The sequence below is a fragment of the Legionella busanensis genome, assembly GCF_900461525.1.
Taxonomy (GTDB): domain Bacteria; phylum Pseudomonadota; class Gammaproteobacteria; order Legionellales; family Legionellaceae; genus Legionella_C; species Legionella_C busanensis.
In genome coordinates this window covers 19,261-39,047 of record NZ_UGOD01000002.1, presented here as the reverse complement: position 1 = coordinate 39,047, position 19,787 = coordinate 19,261, and the positions used below count along the sequence as shown (strand labels likewise).

Genomic DNA, 19,787 nt, shown 5'->3' with positions numbered 1-19,787 from the left:
AATCCTTTTTAGATAAGTGCGAAACTCGTGGTTGAGAATGTAAACAGTAACGATTCCGTTAAGTTTTTATTTGAGCTTTATACCTCTATTCCCGGTATTGGGCTAATCACAGCGCTTCGACTAATAGCAGACTTACCTCAATTGCTTACACACACCGATAAGCAATTAGCGGCCTTAATAGGTATTGCGCCCATGAACATCGATAGTGGGAAGATGCGTGGTTATCGCCGGATAATAGCAGGTAGAGCTAAAATTAGGCGCCTATTATACTTAGCGACTATCTCAGCAATAAAATGCAACCCTCTGATTAAATCTTTTTATAATAAGCTGAAAAGCAAGGGTAAACCTGGAAAAGTAGCCATCATAGCAAGCTCAAGAAAGCTATTAACCGTCCTAAGAAGCAAAGCTCAAAATAAGATCCCTTGGGTCTCTATACTTAGTTAAATAGCTTAAAAATACTTGTTTTGGAATACAGATGCTACATTGGAGCCAAAAATAAAGCTTGGGTATTATTAGTAAATTAAAGAGTTAATGAAAAAGGCTCTTCGTCAGCCGTGTCTTCAAGAAAACCAGCTGACGCTTGGGCTGCATAATCGTCCTCACTCTTTCTAAACATGCTTTGGAATTGTAAGGGGCTTCGTTGGCTAGCAGTACTGTTGTCACTCGAGGGTATTTTTACGCACTTAAATCGAGGCTCATACAAAGCTAATCCCTCACTTTTATCAACATTTGACTGAATTTCTTCAGGTTTTTCTGAAATAGTTTTAAAGGGTGATGAATTTTCTGTTGTCATAGATTCATCTTCAGACATTTTTTTTGCAGGTGCTTTTAATAAAACTTGCATCTCAGCATTGCCATTTTCTTTGGCCCAATACAGGGCATTACGCCCATACACATCAGCCACATCACGATTTGCACCGTGGTCAACCAAAATTTTGAGCGTTTCTAAATCATTGCGACGAGCTGCAATCAGAATAGCGTAATTTCCTTCGTCATCTTCTTCATCAATGTTTAAAAGGTCGTTCTTTTGAGTATAAGTATTTAACCATTCGATAATTGCTTCGGTTTGTCCTAACTTAGCCATTTCAATGATAGGTATCTGATACATAATTACGCCTTAAATTTGCTGCTATTTAGTTCCAATTTTATCGCTCTGGCAAAAAATAAGCAATTAATTAAACAACACTTTCGTTTGTTGCACATTGTCAAATATTAAGTTTGATTATTGATTTGGCAGTGCATAAATTTTTTATTTAGGAGTTAAAAAAAAGGAAAATAAAATGACAATAGGACTCTAAAGCTAAAAAAGGTGATAATAGTTTTAATCAGACTGCGCCTGAAGAAGTTACTAATATTTGCCAGAATCTTCCTTGAAGTGTGACTGATAATTAAGGTAATTTCAGCCTCTAAGTGCGAATTTCTATTTAAGAACCAGTTATAAGTAATGCTATTGTAGAGTACTATGACTAATAAGTAGATAGGTATTCGCATGGGAAACCATTATCGTCATTTAAGCACAAAAGATCGTATTGAATTTTTTCAGGTAAATCGATAGCAGAAATCGCGAGTTACTTAGGCTTTCATAAAGCGACAATCTACAGGGAGTTAGAACGTAACAGTAATCGTCATGGCTACCGCCCTGATTGGGCTTGTCAACAATATTTAGCCAAGAGATATCATCGTGGCTATAAGTTAGATAGAAACCCTTGGCTAAAATCAGTAGTCATTGAGCGCTTAAAAGAAGGCTGGTCACCTCAACAAATTGCAGGCTGACTTAAAAGGTCAGCAGGCCAATGCGTTATCTCCCATGAAACCATTTATGCCTACATTTATAGTCAATCAGGTAAAGTCGGATGTTTATGAGTAAGTCATCTATACAATGGGCCAGCTTCACTAAGCAAGCATTCGCTTTGACATGCTGATTGACTAATTCTTGCAGATTTAACTCTGGGCAATAGAGAGGTAAAAAAAATTTCTATTTCCTGTTTATAGGTCTCAACATAGTGTTGTACTTTTTTACTATGATGCAATCGATGATTATCAACAATCAAAAACACTTTCTGTTTGACCTGGTGGCGTAATCTACCCAAGAACTCGATAAATTTGATCCTGTCACAATTATTTTCAAACACCATCCAATTTATAAATCCCTGCAGACTAATGGCTACAAGCATATTAACTTTAAAACGACTTCCTGTCTTTTTTATAACAGGCGTTTGGTTGACAAGACCATAGGTCCTACCCTCAAAAATATAATCAAGACGAATCTCGTCAGGCGTATGTGCTAGCAGAGTCTTTAATAAGGCTTCAATTTGAACTGCTGATAAAAAAAACACCGCGCTGACTCCTTGATACCACATTTTCTATAGTCAAAATTGCTCTCACCCTTTAACTCAAATTCTCGAACATATTTGATCAACTGACGTGAGGCTAAATCCGAATAACTTTGCGGCCCCGGTTTTTTTAATACCATGATGCACGACCGCATAGACTACTTTTTTACGTAACGCTAATAATACGTCTACTGGCAATTTCCTGTTACTCATCTTAAGAAAATTCAATAATAAAAAGGACCTGGAAAAGCATGTTAAATCATCAGCTTTTAGACGCCAGTGTAAGACAACAGAGCCTAAACAACTATTTCACATTACAAATGTTTAATTGGGATTTTGAAAACGATTCATTGACCAACTAAGGACATGAAAGCCTTTTATAGATTTAATGACTCAGTATGAATAGGATAATCGTCTATCACATTGAAAGTAGAATATTTAGTACTACACGAATCTTCCTTATTAATTTCAAGTTTATTAACAACTTCAGAAAAATTTTTTTGAGAGAGTTGGTAAGTCAAACCCAGGACAGGGGTAATTTGTTCGAAAAAACATTTACTAAAAAATTCCCCTGAATCAAAAGGAGCATCAATATCAGCTACGATTTGTTTAACATCCTCTGTCATAGCGTGAGTAACTATCAATTTCATTAAAGCTGTACCTATTTTTTTGTGTTTATCCTGAAGGTTTTCGTCTGTTTCTTTAAAGGCCCTAGCTAAGATATTCCATGGCGCTGTTAAGATGTCGTGTATATGGTAAGACGGTATTATTTTTTGCCTACCAAATAAAGACAATGCATCTGTCGCATTTCCATAATATCGTTTCGCTCCAAATGCGATACCTTGTAATTCCTCATTATTATCAGTGATGATAAAACAATCAATTTTTTTATCGGACAATAAAAAACTATTTATTCGTTCAAAGGCTTGATGCCAAGCATAAAGCAGAGTTGTCTTATTAAAATAATTCTTATTATATTTATCTTCATAATCATTAATTGAAATTTGCCAGGCATTAATTTGTTCAATTATATATTGCTTTATTTTCCTATAGTCATTAGGTAAGAGTAGAGTTGCTTTCATAACTGATTCTTGAAATTATCATTTAGGGAAATTTAATGTTTTCATAGTTTAATAGCAAGTTAATCTTAGTATTCATATAAGATATTTGAGTCGTTGACTCTAACTGCGCAAATTTTTATTTTGTCAAATTAAAATTAATAAAAGATATCGATAAAACTTTTAATCTCTAACTCTTATTAAACGACCCTTTGTAAGATTGCAACCTATTACACCAAGTGCAATTTGATATTTTTTAAAGGCGCGAGACTAGGGCTTAAGTTGCTTAAATCATGTATCAGCTTCTCATCTTAAATTATTGTATATTTAAAACAAATTTCATCCAATAATCAGTACTCGCTATCTCTCATTTTAGATTTAGAGTAAAATTTATTTCGATATCTGACGTGGGATTTAGGCAATTTGAATAACCAAATCTAACAAATGCAACTAAAATAGCTAAGATCTGCGGCATACCTGTGGGCATTTGCGAGGGTAAATTTCTCAAGTTTAATATTTTCTTTTCTTCGTCATTCAAATAATCTGTTAAATTAAGTCTATATTCTCTATCTTTTATTAAAGTAATACATTCTAATATGTCTAATTGGCGGTTATGCAGTAAATAAATAGTATCTGGTTTCACAACTTTTTCTGCGTCAATCCATTCAAGGTTTGAAAAGGTTGATTTCCCCAAAAACTGCTCTTTCACATTTAATGACCTATCAATACCAGTGATTGACGTTGTAACTTCTGCAATAAGTTCTAACATATCAATTGCTGATTTAGGAGTAGTGCTCGACAAGCCTGTTATGTATTGAGTAAGATTACTAAAAATGTGACCACCAAAATAAAATCCGACTCCTGCTAATGGGCCAAATAAAATAGTTCCTGCAGTGGCACTTAATAACGTTGTAGAGCGATGAAAAAAATTGTTTACATTTTGACGTTGATTATTTCTAGGCGTGAATAAAGTAATAAATTGGTTTACATGCAGACTTCCAATTTCATTCCATATATTAAGAAGTAGGCCTTTTATTTCAACTAATTCTTTATCCTTTAGTTTATTCGGCATTGTGTTATTAAATTTTTCCATTAACGAATCAATCTTTTTTATAAAATTATCTAAAAGATAAAACTTTTTATAATCCTTTGACATTAAGCCATTTGCTTGTGCCGTAAGCTCTATTTTATTTTTTCTTTCCCGAAGTGCTTCTAACTTGCTATTTACAGCGCTAAGTTCGGTACAGTGAGAACGAACATGCTCGTAAATTTTTTCTTTTTTAGTAAACATAATTATTCCTTTAATTTAAATCAATCTCTCTAGAGCCGCATACTTTTTTCATGCAAAACTATTTAGAAGGATAAAGCAAGTCTAAAAAAATACATGAAAGCTAGCTTAAGCTATAGGTTTGAATTTGTGAATAAAAAAAATTAAGAATAAAAGAACTTATTTAACACCAATATCGCACTTATATTCCAATTTAATTTTATTTAAGCTCTAATGTAATTAAACACCCTGCTTGCTGAGTTGACGACCTGTTGTTATGGCTCTAATGTAGCATCTGTATTCCAAAACAAGTATTTTTAAGCTATTTAACTAAAGATAGAGACCCAAGGGATCTTATTTTGAGCTTTGCTTCTTAGGACGGTTAATAGCTTTCTTGAGCTTGCTATGATGGCTACTTTTCCAGGTTTACCCTTGCTTTTGAGCTTATTATAAAAAGATTTAATCAGTGGGTTGCATTTTATTGCTGAGATAGTCGCTAAGTATAATAGGCGCCTAATTTTAGCTCTCCCTGCTATTATCCGACGATAACCACGCATCTTACCACTATCGTTATTCATGGGTGCAATACCTATTAAGGCTGCTAATTGCTTATCAGTGTGTGTAAGCAATTCGGGTAAGTCTGCTATTAGTCGAAGCGCTGTGATTAGCCCAATACCTGGAATAGAGGTATAGAGCTCAAATAAAAACTTAACTGAATCGTTTCTGTTTACACACTCAACTAATTGCGCTTCAATAGTGTCTACTTGTTTTTCAATCCATTTAATATGGGCTTTAAATGATTTAATAAGCACTTTATTGGTCATCGTTTCTAATCGATTTGACTCTTCAATACGCATAGCAGTAAGTTGCTCTCGCCGATTTAACAAGTCACTAATATCTTGGTTTTCATTTTTTGAGCTTACAGCGTCTACGGAAACAGCCATGGCATAATCATGGATAACTTTTGCATCAAGTTTGTCTGTTTTAGCAAGAATACCTAATGCTTTAGCATAAGCCCTAATATGATTTGCGTGCAGCATGCGATAAGGTAAGCGCAGCTCCTCATAACAATCAATTAGTTTTTTCTCATAGCCTCCTGTTGCCTCAAAAGCACATAAAGTTATTTGTTTATGCTTATAGGGAGCAAAAAAATGCCTAATGGCGGTCATTTCATTCGCTATGGTGGTATAGTTACCTTCCGAGTAAATAACTAATTCAGATTTTGCTACATCAATTGCCACTATTTTTTTATTCATTTAGATTACTCTGTTGTATACTTGAAAGCTGTTTCTCCACACTTGCGATAATACGGGGCACTATCCCCTCACATCTGTTCGGAGCTAACAAAAAATAGGATGGAGTACTACGACTACATTACGAGGCATTATCCTCAAATGAACCCTCAGTACCTCCATCCGGTCCAATACAATGATCAATTCTAATGGACCTCTCTTCACTTTATGAAAAGATAATTTCAATATACAAATGAACCATCCCACCCACTAAGTTGGCAACGTGTTGTTAGCAGCTTAGTATTCGAATTGGTAAATTTGAAACTGGATGGGAGATTCGAATGAATATTAACGTATTAGGCATCGATATAGCCAAGACTATTTTTCAATTACATGGTATTGATAGTTCAGGCAAACGGGTATTAAAGCAACGAATTGGTCGAGAAAAATTGTCGGCTTACATCGCTAATTTACCGTTATGTACTATTGTTATGGAATCTTGCGGTGGCGCTAATTATTGGGCTCGTGTATTTCAGCGTTATGGCCATTGTGTAAAATTAATTAGCCCACAATTTGTAAAGCCTTTTGTGAAAACGAATAAGAATGATGCCAATGATGCAGAGGGGATTGTTGAGGCGGCAAGTCGTCCATCGATGCACTTTGTACCGATTAAGCAAGTAGAGCAACAAGATATTCAATCGTTACATCGAGTACGCAATCGATTAGTTAAGAATAGGACAGCATTAATCAATGAAATCAGAGGATTAAATTTAGAATATGGCATAGCAATTCCACAAGAAGCATTAAAAGTTAAAAGTCACTTACGCGCAATCATTGACGATAGGGGTAATGAATTAACCGCCTCATCACGCGAGCTAATGCAAGACCTTTATGATGAATTAATCGAGCTGGAAGAAAGGCTCAAAAAAATAGAAAAGAAAGTGAAACTGATTTGCAAAGAGAACGACCAGTGCAGACGTCTTCTATCTATACCTGGTATTGGTGAAGTAACTGCCACCGCCATGGTTGCCGCTGTCCCCAATGCCAATGCGTTTAAAAATGGGCGCCATATGGCTGCCTGGTTAGGGTTGGTTCCAAGGCAATCATTGAGCGGTAATAAACAATTGTTACTGGGTATTAGTAAACGTGGGGATAGGTATCTACGTACTTTATTAATCCACGGTGCAAGAGCAGCACATTGTCGGTGCAAAAACAGGGATAGTCAATATGGCGAATGGTTAACTCGCAAAAAAGAGACGCTTAGTCTTAATAAAGCAGCTGTGGCTTTAGCTAATAAAAATGCACGAATCATTTGGTCGCTATTAAAAACAGGTCATGAATTTAATAGCAATCAACAAAAGGCAGCTGCTTAATACTCAATAGTTAGCAGCCAAAATTAACATAATAATAAGTATCACCAGTTTGCTTTAGTTAATTTTAATGATGGTTGATAGGTTAGACCAACTCTTTGAAACCCTGCTTTGCAACACGGTACGTTGATGCCACGGCGCTGATGAGGACAAAGAGTGCGGATTTTACATCAGAGCGCAAGCTTCGTTTCGACGCTGAATAGATGACTGCAACTTAAAAACCTATTTCATCGTTATAAATTAGCTTGCAATAAGGTTAAGTAGATCCACCAGGTCACCCCAGTGAACCCCTTCTCAGAATTGGACTTGCAGATTTCCCGCATCCGGCTCCCGATAGTGCCATTTCAGCAAGTTACGAACATCGATGTAGTCTTGAAGTTATGGGGGTAGTTTATTCTTTTCATAAGGTTTCCGAACTTCGACCAGTTCATGTTTCTATTTCCACCCTTTCGGTTTATCCAGCTGAATAAGGCGCGTTTGCTTAATAAAATGAATGCACTTACTTGCCGTTGGTTATCGGAAATAGCGTGATAATTGACCCACCCAATAACAATCCTAGCACCTGGTGTGTTTCTTGATTGAGACTATCCTTGAGGTATTTTCGAAGCCCATTGAGTTTTCCTACAAAACGGTCTGACCGACTTTTGTATTTTAAGCGCCACCGGCCATTTCGGCCTTTACCCCAGTAACATACAAATCCAAGGAACTTGTATGTGGGTATACGCTCTCCTCTTTTGTCCGCTTCTTTTGCTGCCTTGCTTCCAGACTGAATTAGACTTGATTTATCTTCGTGTAGTTTCAGTCCAAATTTCTCTAATCGTTTGGGTAATACCTTGTAGAATCTTTCCGCCTCTTGCTTAAACTGAAATACAAACACCATATCATCTGCAAGCCTTACCATATCTGCTCTTCCCTTTAGGTGACTATTGCTAATTTCTGCAAACCAGCTATCTATCACATCATGCAGATAAATATTCGATAAGATTGGCGAAATAATTGAACCTTGAGGACAACCGACCCTATTGAGCTCTGCTTTTCCGTTCACCATTACAGGTGCTCGAATTAGTCTCTCTACCAGTTTCAGGAAACGCTTATCTGTAATCTTTTCTCGCAAGATACCCTGCAAGTTTGCATGCGGTATCGAGTTGAAGTACTTACTGAGGTCTATTTCCAGTGTTGCTCCATCCAGATTCTGATTGCTGTACTTCATCAAAGCGCGCAACGCCTCATGCCCATTTGTGCCTGTCCTGTATCCATAAGAACAAGGAAGAAATTGTGGTTCAAATACCTCAGTTAGTATCTTCGATACTGCCTTCTGTACAATCTTGTCTTCAAAACAAGCAATCGCCAGTGGCCTACTGCTTCCGTCTTCTTTCGGTATTTCAACCAACCGTGTAGCTTGAGGCTTGTATGCGTTTCTATGAATTCGTGCTAGAAGATCTTGCAAGCGCTCCTCTAGATTTCTCCCATAGAACTCTTTGTTGACACCATCTATACCAACAGCTTTCTTTCCGTCCAGCTCTCGGTAACATTCGCAGAGCAAATCCAGATCAACTGCATGTCCAATGTTATTGAACACAGTATCTTTCTTAAATTTTGCCCGCTTACCTATGCGTTCAAGTTTCGTTGTCTTTTGTTGTCCGTCATCTGTTGGTACGGTCATAAGTGTCTCTATCACGCTATCACTATCTGTCAGCTCTTTGCTCCACGATCATTACTCGCTTCCTCACTACTACAGCTGACTCCGCCATCCATAAGTCCTTCCTTGAAGCCTTGTGGGACCGCCACTTGAACTTCATGTACTACAATCCTTGTAGAAACTCATGGACTTCCCAAGTTCCTCAACTCATCTCTACTGGCTCGCTAACGTCTTCGACCCCGGGGAGAGATAGTTTGCATCCCGATTTAGTTGCTGCAGACCATCTATTGCTTGCTAGGCCATCCAACCTATCTGCTCTCACCTATGTATGATTTCGAGGTTATCTACCGTTCACCCTTAACGGGTTTTGGCTCGCCAGTTTCGCTGTCTACGCTTCGTCATTTTCGTTACCTACAATGACGCAAGACTCGCTACATAGTGGAATCGGTTCTCCTTCTATGACAGGACTTTCACCTGCAAGACCAGTTAGGCTTATCTTGGCGCACGGATGGTTCATATATGTTGCAAAAAAGTTAATTTAGTAAGAATCAAAAAAATATTTGCCACTGATAAAACTGAAGAGATATAAACCAGTTAATTAAATTACCACTTTAAGAGAAAAAATAGCTAATAATTAACTTTAAAATTCCACTTTCAAAAAGTAGAAAATTTTTTGCAACAGAGCCCCTTGAACTAATTATTTTAGAAAATGATTCGCATCAACCGCTTAAATGGTGTTAAATTTACCTGATCAGTGGATGGTATGGCTTATTACATTAAAAACCAAAAGAACCTCCAGCTACTTAAAACTTAGCAGTAAATGTTGTTCAAAAGCACTTACTAAGGGAATACAATTGCTGCTAGGCAGACGATGCAAACTAACACTGCGCATTGGTAGTGCAGGTAGAAGGCGTGCAAAATGCAATCCTTTATTTGGCAAAGCGCGTTTAGTAACTGCAGGTAGAATGGCAACACCATTAATTTTATGTAAGGCGCCAAGAATGGCAATGATGGTGTTAAATTCAATAATTCGTCGAGGAACAGCTCGATGCTTCGCCATTAACTCATCAACCCATTGACGAATGTTAAATTGTTGCGGCAAGGTTAAAAACATTTCATCTGCTAGCTCTTGAATGTTTATTTCAGAATACTGTGCAAAACGATGTCTTGTGTTGCATGCAATCAAAATATCTTCATCATAGAGTTTATGCTTATGCATACGATTATCAGAAGCAGTAAAACCGATTCCCAGATGTAGACGACCAGCAAGAATTGCCTTGCTAATGTCGTTGTTAGCTAGCTCTTCGACTTCGATGTCAATTTCAGGCCATTTTTCCAAGAATTGACTGAGAATTTCTGAAAGATAAAAAGCATTGAATGTTTGTATGACGCCAAGTTTTAGACACCCGCGTCGAAGGCCTTGCATTTCTAGTAAGCTATTCTTTAATTCTTGCACAACTCCAAGAGCTTCTTTTGCATAGTTACAGGCAATTTCCGCTGCATCAGTGGGAATAAGCTGGTGGTATTCTCGATGAAATAACAAACATCCGAGCTCCTCTTCAAGATCGCGTATTTGTTGCGATAAGGTAGGCTGTGAAACATACAATAACTCAGATGCTCTTGTAAAATTTCGTTGTTCATAGACAGCAAGTAAATAGCGCAAATGCCGTAATTCCATCTGTTTAATCTCATCATAAGTTTAACCTATAGCAATATAGGTCTAAAGTATTAGAAATAGCAAACAGTTTATTTTTATACTTTAGTTCTTTAATACCAGTAGAGGGGAGAGCATGTCTGTCATGAAAAAATTTCATTCTGCAGATTTTGATAAAACGCCACCAACAATTGTTGTGGAATTAGCCGAAAAATTAAAGCACCAAAATGTGGAGGGCAATGGCAAAAATACGAATTATTCAGCAGAACGTAAACATCCGGTACACTTTGTGGATTTACCTTCCCATGCTATAAGCATAACAATTGGAAGCTTAGATCCTGATGGGCGTTCAAATCGTCATCGCCATACTTATGAGACGATATTGTTTGTATTGGAGGGTAAAGGCTACAGTGTCATTGAAGACATTTATGTGGAATGGGAAAAAGGCGATGCAATTTATATCCCTGTTTGGGCATGGCATCACCATGTGAATCAAGATAGCCAAAAATCGGCAAAATATCTGGCATGTGAAAATGCGCCTATGCTGCAAAATCTTGGCTGTCTGGCAATTCGCGAAGAGAGTCATTTAACTATAGGAAATAACAATAATGTTTAACCCACCTAACGGAATCATTGCCTATGCTGTTACTCCCTTTTCGAAAGATGATAATAGCCTCGATTTAGAAGCTTTCGATCAAGTGACAGATCATTTACTTTTAACAGCTCCTTCTGCTATCAGTTTTTTGGGAAGTACTGGTGAAAGTGCTTATCTGAGTGAGGAGGAGTGGCAATTCGTTGCTCTCAAGGGTGTTCAAAAAGTCGCAAACTATATTCCTGTCATTATTGGAATAAGTGAGCTAACAACGTCTGCTGCAATCCGTAAAGCTCAATATGCTGAAAAAATAGGCGCTGATGCTCTCATGATAATTCCTATTTCCTATTGGAAATTAAGCGAACAAGAAATATATGATTATTTTGCAGCGATTGCAGAAAAAACTTCTTTACCAATAATGGTCTACAATAATCCCTCTACTAGTGGTTTAGATATGTCTCCGGCTTTGTTACTCAAGTTGGCACGAGAAATAGATAATATTACCATGATAAAGGAGAGCTCCGGCGATATTCAACGGATGCATACCCTCTTTTATGAAAGCGATGGTGAAATACCATTTTATAATGGTAGTAATACCTTGGCCCTAGAGGCTCTGGCTGCCGGTGCGATAGGCTGGTGTAGCGCTGCGCCGAATTTAATTGATACGCAACCAGCAGCCTTATATGAGACGGTGGCAATGGGAAACTTGCAGGAATCCCGCAAATTGTTTTATTCAATGTTGCCTTTACTGCGTTTTATTGTGAACAGAGGATTGGCAACTACAGTGAAGGCAGGTCTTATTCTTAGAGGTTTGAATGCAGGTGTTCCACGCCATCCACTTAAACCGTTAGTAGGTGAGTCACTTGAAGAGCTAAGACGACTTATGGGTGCTAACTCTATAAATGTAGGTGTATAATGCAGATACAGCTTATCCAACATGCACCCTTTGAAAACCCCGGCGCGATTATGAGCTGGGCAATTGAAAGAGGGTATCAGATTAATTTTACTCATACTTATAAGGGAGAAAAGCTACCAGATCTCTCTGAAATAGACTTTCTTATCATTATGGGTGGTCCACAAAGCACAATGGAATTGGATAAATATCCTTATTTACGAGACGAAGTTGCTTTGATTCAACAAGCTATCAATAACAAAAAAACAGTATTGGGCATTTGTTTAGGTGCACAACTAATCACTGAAAGTTTAGGTGCTAAAACAGAACCTAGTCCAAATAAAGAAATAGGTATTTTCCCTGTTCAGCTCACAAACGAAGGTGAACAAGATCCAATTTTTGGTTTTTTCCCAAAAATATTTGATGTAATGCATTGGCATAATGACATGCCAGCTATTCCTGCTGGCGCCATATTATTAGCTGCAAGCAACGGATGTCCACGACAAGCAATTCGATATGGTGATCGAGTATATGCACTTCAATTTCATATGGAAATGACCAAAGAACTGGTTCAAAATATGATTAATAATTGCCCTAACGATCTAAAGCCTGGAAATTACATTCAGGAGGTATCACACTTACTATCTATTGATTTTGCTGAACTTAATAAAAAAATGTATTGGGTTTTGGACTATTTATCTGCATTAGCTAAATAAAAAACGATATGAGACAAGGATGTCAGGCAAGTTCAGCATAAATCGATGATACAAATAAACCTATGCGAATAAGCATGGGGCAACACGGCACTTCCAAGGAGCCATCAAAATATTGCCAGATCATCGATGGATTTTAATAGCCTGGATTATTTTTTACATAATGGGTGTGATAACAATGGTTGTATGCCAATTAAATATTGAATTTTTCTGCCAAATAAATACAAACTTACAGAATGCATATGGTTATTGAAGAGGTCCTCAAATTATAGTCAGGACCTCAAATCATAATTTTAGGAACTCTATTCTAAAAATAGAGTTGAGAGTAAAATGGCTGCTTTTGTTCAATAAGCAGCTAATATAATTGAGCTTAATACCTTAACAAACATAATAAAAAATTTAATTGATTTAAAAAAAAACATTATGTTTACTTAATATTCTTATAATTTTGCTTTCCTACAATGGGCTGATAATTATTAAGTTGTAGAGATATTTATTATGCCAGAGCAGAAAAAAACGGTAACTTCTTCCGAAATTGAGAGGTGGGAGAAGAAGCTTGATTATATCATAGCTGAATGCGACTTGATGGTTAAGAAGCATGATAAAACTTCACCATGGAATGAATCCACAAAAAAAGTACAAGCTATGCTTGATAGTGGTCAGAATTTTATTAGTGAACAGGTTGGCAAGTTAAAAAAAGAAGAGGAAGATATAAAAGAGCAAATCGAAGAATTCATTGTAGAAAAGGCAAAAGGGGTAGTTGTTACAAAAATAACCGAAGCCGTAATTATTAATCCGGTTAAGGAAGAGATTCATACATTAGATAAAGAAATTAATAGGTTTCAAAATAAACTACAAACGCTAACACAAACTCTAGATACCCAAGGTAAGAGTTTTTTCGCAAGAACTATAGAAAATACTAGTAGCTTGATTAAAAAACAAAAAGATAATGTAATACAAATGCATGAGCAGTTTAAAGCGACAGGCTCTATTAAGACTAATTTGCAACAATTGACAGATAGTATTCCTGAAACTCATTCAAGCACTCAAGACTTACTCACAAATCCAAGTAAAAAAACATTGTACTCAGCTCTTACCGCTGTAGGTAGTACAGCAAGTTTTTTTATGCGTTATTTGAACGAAAAGTGTGATAAAACTATAGATATTGCAGAAGAAGGGAGCGAAAAGATTGAGAAAAGTATAGAAAAACATAAAGGCATTTATTCGTATGCCAAAAGTCTTGTAAGGAAAGCTGATTCATTGGTAGAACAGAATATCCAGAGAATAAATCAATTAGATAAATTAAATACTTTTTATCAAAACACAGTTGAATTTAAACAGAAAATAGAAAGCTCATTACGTGATTCATTTAATTCTCTAGCAGAAACAACAGAAAGTAAATCATCAAACAATACAATTATCTGTAAATGAAAATAGGAATTGATGGTATTGTTTCAAGCATACATATGGAGTTTGTTTCATAGACTTTATAGCTTCGCAATACCGTCTACTCAATTCAGCCTTCTAGAACTTCATAAATTTAGGACGTCATTTTAAAAAATTTAATATCTCTTTTAATTTAAAGCCATTCTAATTATTAATATTCTTGGTAAATCTTTGTAAAATTTTATTAATCAAACTTTATTTATACTATAACTAATAATCTAAAGGAGTAAGTTAAAATATATATTAAAAATAAGTAAGGATGAGGAAGTAAAAAATCAGTATTTAAAAAACTTTAATATCGAAGGCTTAATGAAGGACAAAATACTTATTCATTGGTTAGAATTTTACTTCAAATCGAAGAGAAAGATGATATAAAAAATTCGTGCAGAAATACATTGCTATTTTGACTTCCATGAATTTTTAAGAGAATTAATTTTATTATGTCACATTGTAATAGGTATATCTTCAGATAATATACCTATATTAGTTTCAGTTTTGATGAAAGCCTCAAGTACTATACTTATATTTCCATTAAAGATTGCACTTGAAAATAGAGCAATTATGTAATCCATAATAAAACGGCAGCCTAAATCCAAATATTTTATGGTAAAAAGGGAGTTGATTTTGGTCTGCTTTTTTGAACAAATTTAAAATATATTGATTGGAATTTCTAATTTAACTTGATAGCGTCAATTTATCGCTATTTTTTATTTATGGTCACATCGAGTAGCTTGTTACTATTTCATTGACAGGTGAAATACGCTTTTCTAAGGAAACCTTAAAACCTGGGCCAATATCCACAACCAACGCTGAGGTTGGATCAACGATAGGTTCGGCCTGATTTGGACTAGCGATTAAATCATAATTAAGGATTAATTCACTAATAAAAGTTCTTAACGATAAGATACCAACTTTTATCCCTGGGCAAGGGCGTGGCCCTGTGGAGAATGGTAAGAAATGCTCATCCTTAAATTGTTTAACCTCTTTAATTCTTTCTCTTGACCATCTATCTGGATTAAAAGTATCTGCATCGTCACCCCAGAATTTTTTATCATGATGCAAGCCTTCGATGTTTATAAGAATAGTTGTATAAGGCGGGAGTTTGATATTTCCTTTATTAACACCTATGGAAGTATATCGAGGTATGATAGGGGCCGAAGAAATATAGCGTAATCCTTCTTTAATCACTTGGTCAAGATAAGTAGGTTTAAATTCATGATTTTTGAGATCGCTTTCTTTAAGAGTTTTATAGTCTGATTCATCTATTTCACAGCTTTGATCGAGTTCATAGCGTAACTTTTTTATCACGTCAGGGTGCTTAATAAGCTGCAATAAGATTCCCACTAAATTAATGTAAACTCCGTCCATTGCCCCAGTGATTAACATAGCGCGATCTGTTGTTTCATGAATTTGAGCTTCAAGATTTATACTGGTAGCATTTTTTATTGCTTCATCTTCTCGAATAATATCAGCAAGTACATTCGTTTTTGGTTGCTCCAAACCCCTTTTGAGATCTGCCATATGCTTTTCAATGAATTTTGAAGACGCATTTTTATATACATTCTTTTGATAGTTAAAGTTTAGGGCAGTTGATATGGAGTAAGGGAATAAAAGTTTTTGTTTAATCCATTTAAAGCCTAAATTCACATTTGTATTTTCTTCTTCTGTCAGTTTTTGATCTTTACCTATCATTGCTTCAGAAGTGGTTTGACGCATGAGTAATTTAATTGCATCGAGTAAAACAAAGCTATCTTCTTTTTTACTCCACTCATGTAATGCTTCTTTGAAGTTTTTTTGGATAATTGGATAAAATAATGGAACATTCCCAGTGAAATTAAGTAGTTTTTGTCGCTCATGTCGCGCAAAATGACCCGTGTTATTTGATAAAGTTTGGCCTATCATCTCAGAAAATGAATTCAATACACTCCGGCCATCAGGTTGTGTTTCTAAGTCTTTTAAAAGCTCATCCAAATCTTTAATTGATTTGGGTACAATTACAGCAATATATCTAGTCTGCCCTAAAGGCAACCAAGGTCCTACACGTGCAAGAGCTATCCCTTGCTTATCTTCTAGTGCAATGGGAGTCAATATTTTCTTAATAAGCTCTTCTTGATTAAATAAAGCGTCTCTTGCATAACCGAAAAGAGATAATTCTGTAAATCGAAATGCAGGATAAACATAATGATTAAAAAATCCATTTTTAAATGATTCCTTATTGCTAGTTTTTTCAATATTTAACTTGGTCATTTATTAATTTCCTAACTATTACCCGGTAATATGGAAGTTCAGTTTTAACGCTTACTAAACACTTCTTCTTTAACGATAAAGTGTCAGTTATTATTAAAACAATTCGATTAATAAGAAAAATTATTATATTTAATTATTAAATTTTAGTTTTTATACCCAAATTGTTGTTATCAAATTTTTGTATAATGTATTAAAACTTTAAATAGTTTAGATTTGCTTAAAATTTGAGAATTTATACCATTAATCTTTTTTGCAACAAAGCACTTATTCCTATTACCTTAATAATAGCGAAGAAGGGTTGGGTATAGGTGAATCTAACGCTAACCCACAAATCCACCGATAACTAATATTATACTTTACTTCTTCTATTAGGCGCCGGTTTGACGGCATTGAAAATAAATAACCAATAAGTAACATACGAAAATACAGCTCTTGTGATACAGAGGGCTGGGGCTATAGCAAGACGCCGTTAATTCATTAACAAAGGAAAAATGAACAGACTGGTTCACTTTTTTTAATAAATCAGTTGGCGAAATAAGGTTGTCGGGAGTTACTTGAATTAATACGTTCATTACGAAATCGACCTTGCAGAAGCTATTGTAACTGAGTTAACAGTCGCTGATTAGATCATGCCAGGCTAAATGTGTATAGTTTTTTCACTTTTTGCAACATCCCGACTCTTTTTTGAGACGACCTATTAATTACTATCTATTTAGGCTAGGTAAATAATCATTGGCTTTTTTATCCTGTTTAAAACCTGGTTGAACGAAAGTAAATATCTTCTCTTTGATTTCCATAGGAAAGATATTAAAGGAAGAGCCTTCCTCAGTTTTACATCCTTCATAAAAGAAAGTGACGCGTGTGTTAAGTAGGCTTTTAGCTTGTGCTATTAAAGTTTTAAATTCTTGGCCTTGGTGAGCTGTTTGTCCATCATTAAGGACTAAAGCAAGAGAATGATTAGGATAAGTTTTTAATTGCTTTAAGAATGAAAGGCTTGTGCTGAGGGAGGATGTTTTTAAGCGAGTGATAATGTCTTCTTTACAATATTGACTTAATATTTTGATTGTATTAGTTGTAAAGGATTGGCCTTCTACTAAATCATTCCAAATATAATCTAATAACTTTTTGGCGGTAATTTTATCAATTTTTATCGATTTAAGATTATTTTGTGCTAATACATGTCCATGACAAATTGCTCTTTCAAGCAGTGCAATGGCTGCGGGATAATTTATAGGACCGCCTTCACCTTTTAGGTGCATAATAGCCCGGTTATTCATGGCAAAGCTATCTTCTAATTCGATCGCTTGTTCATAAAGCTTAATAGCTTTTGACAAATCCTTGTATTCTCCTTGCGAATAAACCACTGCACAATTATACATGGCATCGACACTTTCTAATTGAATAGCTTGCTCATAAAGCTCAATAGCCCTAGGCAAATTTCTCACGCCGCCTTGACCTTCTTGATGCATGTTAGCACGATTAACCATGGCCTTTGCATTACTTAATTGAATAGCTTGTTCATAAAGCCGTATGGCTTCAGGAAGATTTTTTGTCCCACTTTCACCCTTTTGATGAATAATGGCGCGATTAACCATGGCATTACTGTTTCCTAATTGAATGGCTTGGTCAAAAAGCTGAATAGCTCGAGAGAAATTACTAAACTCATGTTTGTCATATTTATACAAAACGGCCAAATTATTTATGGCCTCGACATCGCCTAATTGAATAGCTTGCTCATAAAGTTTAATAGCTTCCGCCCACTTCTCTCTGTTTTCATATATTAGAGCACGTTCGTTCATGGCATAAGTATTATTAAGTTTAATAGCCTCATCAAATAAATGAATAGTGCTTTGTGGAATGGCAACACAGCCTATTCCCAAAAGACATCCCTGTAAAACCCGTGCATGCGAGCAATTGTTATCTTTAATTCTTTGTTGACATTGTTTACTAATGACACTAATAAGCTGTTGTAGGCTATCTTCTAATTTCAACTGTTTTTTAAATGTTGGTGAATGAAATATCATCATTAATCGATTGTAATTTTGGTAATTGCCCTTTAATATTTCTTCAACCCCACCTTTGATAAAGGTCGCTTCTTGATAGGCTATAAGACTTTGAAAATTGGAGAGATAAAGATTGAAATTAAGCATTTCTATTGGCCAATATAAAAAATTAAAAGCTAGTATAGCTTTACAGATAGAAATGTATAGGGTGGTATTTCGAAAAGTTTTAGCTGTGGTATTCGGTAGTAGTTTCAATGACTTCAAAAAATCGGCTCGGACGCATTCTATCCTTGATTTTAAATGCGGGTTCAACTATCGTGATTTAAAGGCAATAATGGCGGAGCGGGATATTAATTGATCAAATTAGTATTTATCATTGGGTTCGGTTCTATGAGCCAGAACTAAAAAAAGCTGAACTTAGAAGAAGAGGCGCTATTCCAAAGATGGCATCTGGATGAAACGTATGTCAAAGTCAAGGGCGAATGGTAATACTTGTATCGAACGGTTGATGAAGATGGTAACACCATTGATTTTTATCTTTCTCATCGGCGTAATGCCCTTGCCGCTAAATGGTTTCTCAAGAAATTTATAAAGAATGATCCATCTTGTGATTTTAGTGTGATTAATAGTGATAAAAATCCAGCGTATGGCCAAGCAGTAAAAGAATTAAAACAGAATGCTACGCTGTCTATGAACATTAAGGATTTACAAATCCAATATCGTAATGATTAATTAGAAGCTGGCCATGGAAAGCTAAAAAGACTGTTCAATCCATAAAAAAAGCTTTTGCGACCATCAAAAGGTTTGAATTGATGTGCTTGTTTGAAAAGGGACAATTTAAATTCTCGATGTATGATAACAAGAGTGAATTAACTTCCATTAACGAGCTTTTTCGGAGTTGATAGCTTAGTGAGTTCTTTGTTCAGATTCTAGTTTTTGCAACAGAACCAAATTTTTCTAATTACTATTAGGTTATTTAGGAGAAGGGTTGTTACTGTATTTATAATTATAAGCTTTAATAAAATTAGGATAGCTATCAGTAATATATTTTAAACTTCTTAAGTAATCCTTCATCCAAAAACTAGAAAGTTCTTTAATATAATTAATAATATCAAAAGAGTATTTATGGTCATAATCAGTATATATATAATGTTCTTATTGAAAATTCATCTTGATGAATAATTTTCGACAATAGTTTGTTAGAGTCACTATAAAAAATATTCCTGCTTTTCCTAATTTCATACAAAGTACTTTCCTCACCATCCGGTGTTAAATATTTTTCTTTTTCACCCATCCTTTTTATTTTTTCTACTGTCTTAGGGTTATAGTCAGTATTTATAT

Annotated in this window: 17 protein-coding genes and 1 pseudogene; 8 read left to right on the top strand and 10 right to left on the bottom strand. The window is 35.4% G+C overall.

Annotated elements, in window-relative coordinates; genetic code table 11:
- The first annotated feature begins 27 nt into the window (after positions 1-27).
- Positions 28-444: a transposase gene (locus tag DYH30_RS15350; protein ID WP_160116228.1), complete on the top strand. Its 417-nt coding sequence runs from the start codon at positions 28-30 to the stop codon at positions 442-444.
- Between the two features lie 76 nt (positions 445-520).
- Here the strand turns inward: DYH30_RS15350 and DYH30_RS15345 are convergent, their stop codons facing one another.
- Positions 521-1,108: an ankyrin repeat domain-containing protein gene (locus DYH30_RS15345; protein ID WP_115332641.1), complete on the bottom strand. Its 588-nt coding sequence runs from the start codon at positions 1,106-1,108 to the stop codon at positions 521-523.
- 425 nt (positions 1,109-1,533) lie between these two features.
- Here DYH30_RS15345 and DYH30_RS18740 point away from each other — a divergent pair, with 425 nt between their 5' ends.
- Positions 1,534-1,773 carry a helix-turn-helix domain-containing protein gene (locus tag DYH30_RS18740; RefSeq protein WP_115332702.1) on the top strand — a complete coding sequence of 80 codons (240 nt, stop codon included), beginning with the start codon at positions 1,534-1,536 and terminating at the stop codon, positions 1,771-1,773.
- 95 nt (positions 1,774-1,868) lie between these two features.
- Here DYH30_RS18740 and DYH30_RS15335 read toward each other — a convergent pair whose 3' ends face one another.
- The 4 genes from DYH30_RS15335 to DYH30_RS15320 all read right to left on the bottom strand — a co-directional run bounded on the left by DYH30_RS15335 (position 1,869) and on the right by DYH30_RS15320 (position 5,914).
- Positions 1,869-2,336 carry a transposase gene (locus DYH30_RS15335; RefSeq protein WP_160116227.1) on the bottom strand — a complete coding sequence of 156 codons (468 nt, stop codon included), beginning with the start codon at positions 2,334-2,336 and terminating at the stop codon, positions 1,869-1,871.
- A 374-nt stretch (positions 2,337-2,710) separates the two neighbouring features.
- Positions 2,711-3,415 (bottom strand): hypothetical protein, encoded by a 705-nt coding sequence (locus DYH30_RS15330; protein WP_115332639.1) that lies wholly within the window; start codon positions 3,413-3,415, stop codon positions 2,711-2,713.
- Between the two features lie 343 nt (positions 3,416-3,758).
- Positions 3,759-4,682, bottom strand: a complete 924-nt coding sequence (locus DYH30_RS15325; protein WP_115332638.1) for a hypothetical protein — start codon at positions 4,680-4,682, stop codon at positions 3,759-3,761.
- 302 nt (positions 4,683-4,984) lie between these two features.
- Positions 4,985-5,914, bottom strand: coding sequence for a transposase (locus DYH30_RS15320; protein ID WP_115332637.1), 930 nt, complete (start codon positions 5,912-5,914; stop codon positions 4,985-4,987).
- A gap of 317 nt (positions 5,915-6,231) precedes the next feature.
- Here DYH30_RS15320 and DYH30_RS15315 point away from each other — a divergent pair, with 317 nt between their 5' ends.
- The gene (locus DYH30_RS15315) at positions 6,232-7,263 is read left to right on the top strand and encodes an IS110 family RNA-guided transposase (protein ID WP_115332636.1); all 1,032 of its coding nucleotides are present in this window, start codon (positions 6,232-6,234) and stop codon (positions 7,261-7,263) included.
- Positions 7,264-7,759: 496 nt separating this feature from the next.
- Here the strand turns inward: DYH30_RS15315 and DYH30_RS15310 are convergent, their stop codons facing one another.
- Together DYH30_RS15310 and DYH30_RS15305 are read right to left on the bottom strand one after the other, a co-directional pair.
- Entirely contained in the window at positions 7,760-8,923 is a 1,164-nt protein-coding gene (locus DYH30_RS15310) for a reverse transcriptase domain-containing protein (RefSeq protein WP_242604733.1), read from the bottom strand.
- Positions 8,924-9,698: 775 nt separating this feature from the next.
- Positions 9,699-10,577: a LysR substrate-binding domain-containing protein gene (locus DYH30_RS15305; protein WP_115332635.1), complete on the bottom strand. Its 879-nt coding sequence runs from the start codon at positions 10,575-10,577 to the stop codon at positions 9,699-9,701.
- 112 nt (positions 10,578-10,689) lie between these two features.
- Between DYH30_RS15305 and DYH30_RS15300 the strand changes: the two genes are divergently transcribed.
- The 4 genes from DYH30_RS15300 (at position 10,690) to DYH30_RS15285 (ending at position 14,181) form a co-directional block, all read left to right on the top strand.
- Positions 10,690-11,169, top strand: coding sequence for a cupin domain-containing protein (locus DYH30_RS15300; protein ID WP_115332634.1), 480 nt, complete (start codon positions 10,690-10,692; stop codon positions 11,167-11,169).
- The gene (locus tag DYH30_RS15295) at positions 11,162-12,061 is read left to right on the top strand and encodes a dihydrodipicolinate synthase family protein (RefSeq protein ID WP_115332633.1); all 900 of its coding nucleotides are present in this window, start codon (positions 11,162-11,164) and stop codon (positions 12,059-12,061) included. Before DYH30_RS15300 ends, DYH30_RS15295 begins: the two co-directional genes overlap by 8 nt.
- Positions 12,061-12,753: a homoserine O-acetyltransferase/O-succinyltransferase family protein gene (locus DYH30_RS15290; protein ID WP_115332632.1), complete on the top strand. Its 693-nt coding sequence runs from the start codon at positions 12,061-12,063 to the stop codon at positions 12,751-12,753. The genes DYH30_RS15295 and DYH30_RS15290 overlap by 1 nt, the downstream gene beginning before the upstream one ends.
- Before the next feature lie 495 nt (positions 12,754-13,248).
- Positions 13,249-14,181 (top strand): hypothetical protein, encoded by a 933-nt coding sequence (locus tag DYH30_RS15285; RefSeq protein WP_115332631.1) that lies wholly within the window; start codon positions 13,249-13,251, stop codon positions 14,179-14,181.
- 732 nt (positions 14,182-14,913) lie between these two features.
- Here the strand turns inward: DYH30_RS15285 and DYH30_RS15280 are convergent.
- From DYH30_RS15280 to DYH30_RS15270, 3 genes and pseudogenes are all read right to left on the bottom strand, one after another.
- Complete coding sequence (locus DYH30_RS15280; protein WP_115332630.1) at positions 14,914-16,443, bottom strand: cytochrome P450; 1,530 nt, start codon at positions 16,441-16,443, stop codon at positions 14,914-14,916.
- Positions 16,444-16,716: 273 nt separating this feature from the next.
- A pseudogene (locus DYH30_RS18735) lies at positions 16,717-16,881 on the bottom strand (transposase); the annotation flags it as partial.
- A gap of 266 nt (positions 16,882-17,147) precedes the next feature.
- Positions 17,148-18,593: a tetratricopeptide repeat protein gene (locus DYH30_RS15270; protein WP_115332628.1), complete on the bottom strand. Its 1,446-nt coding sequence runs from the start codon at positions 18,591-18,593 to the stop codon at positions 17,148-17,150.
- A 345-nt stretch (positions 18,594-18,938) separates the two neighbouring features.
- Between DYH30_RS15270 and DYH30_RS15260 the strand changes: the two genes are divergently transcribed.
- Positions 18,939-19,178: a DDE-type integrase/transposase/recombinase gene (locus DYH30_RS15260; protein WP_115332626.1), complete on the top strand. Its 240-nt coding sequence runs from the start codon at positions 18,939-18,941 to the stop codon at positions 19,176-19,178.
- The last annotated feature ends 609 nt before the right edge of the window (positions 19,179-19,787 follow it).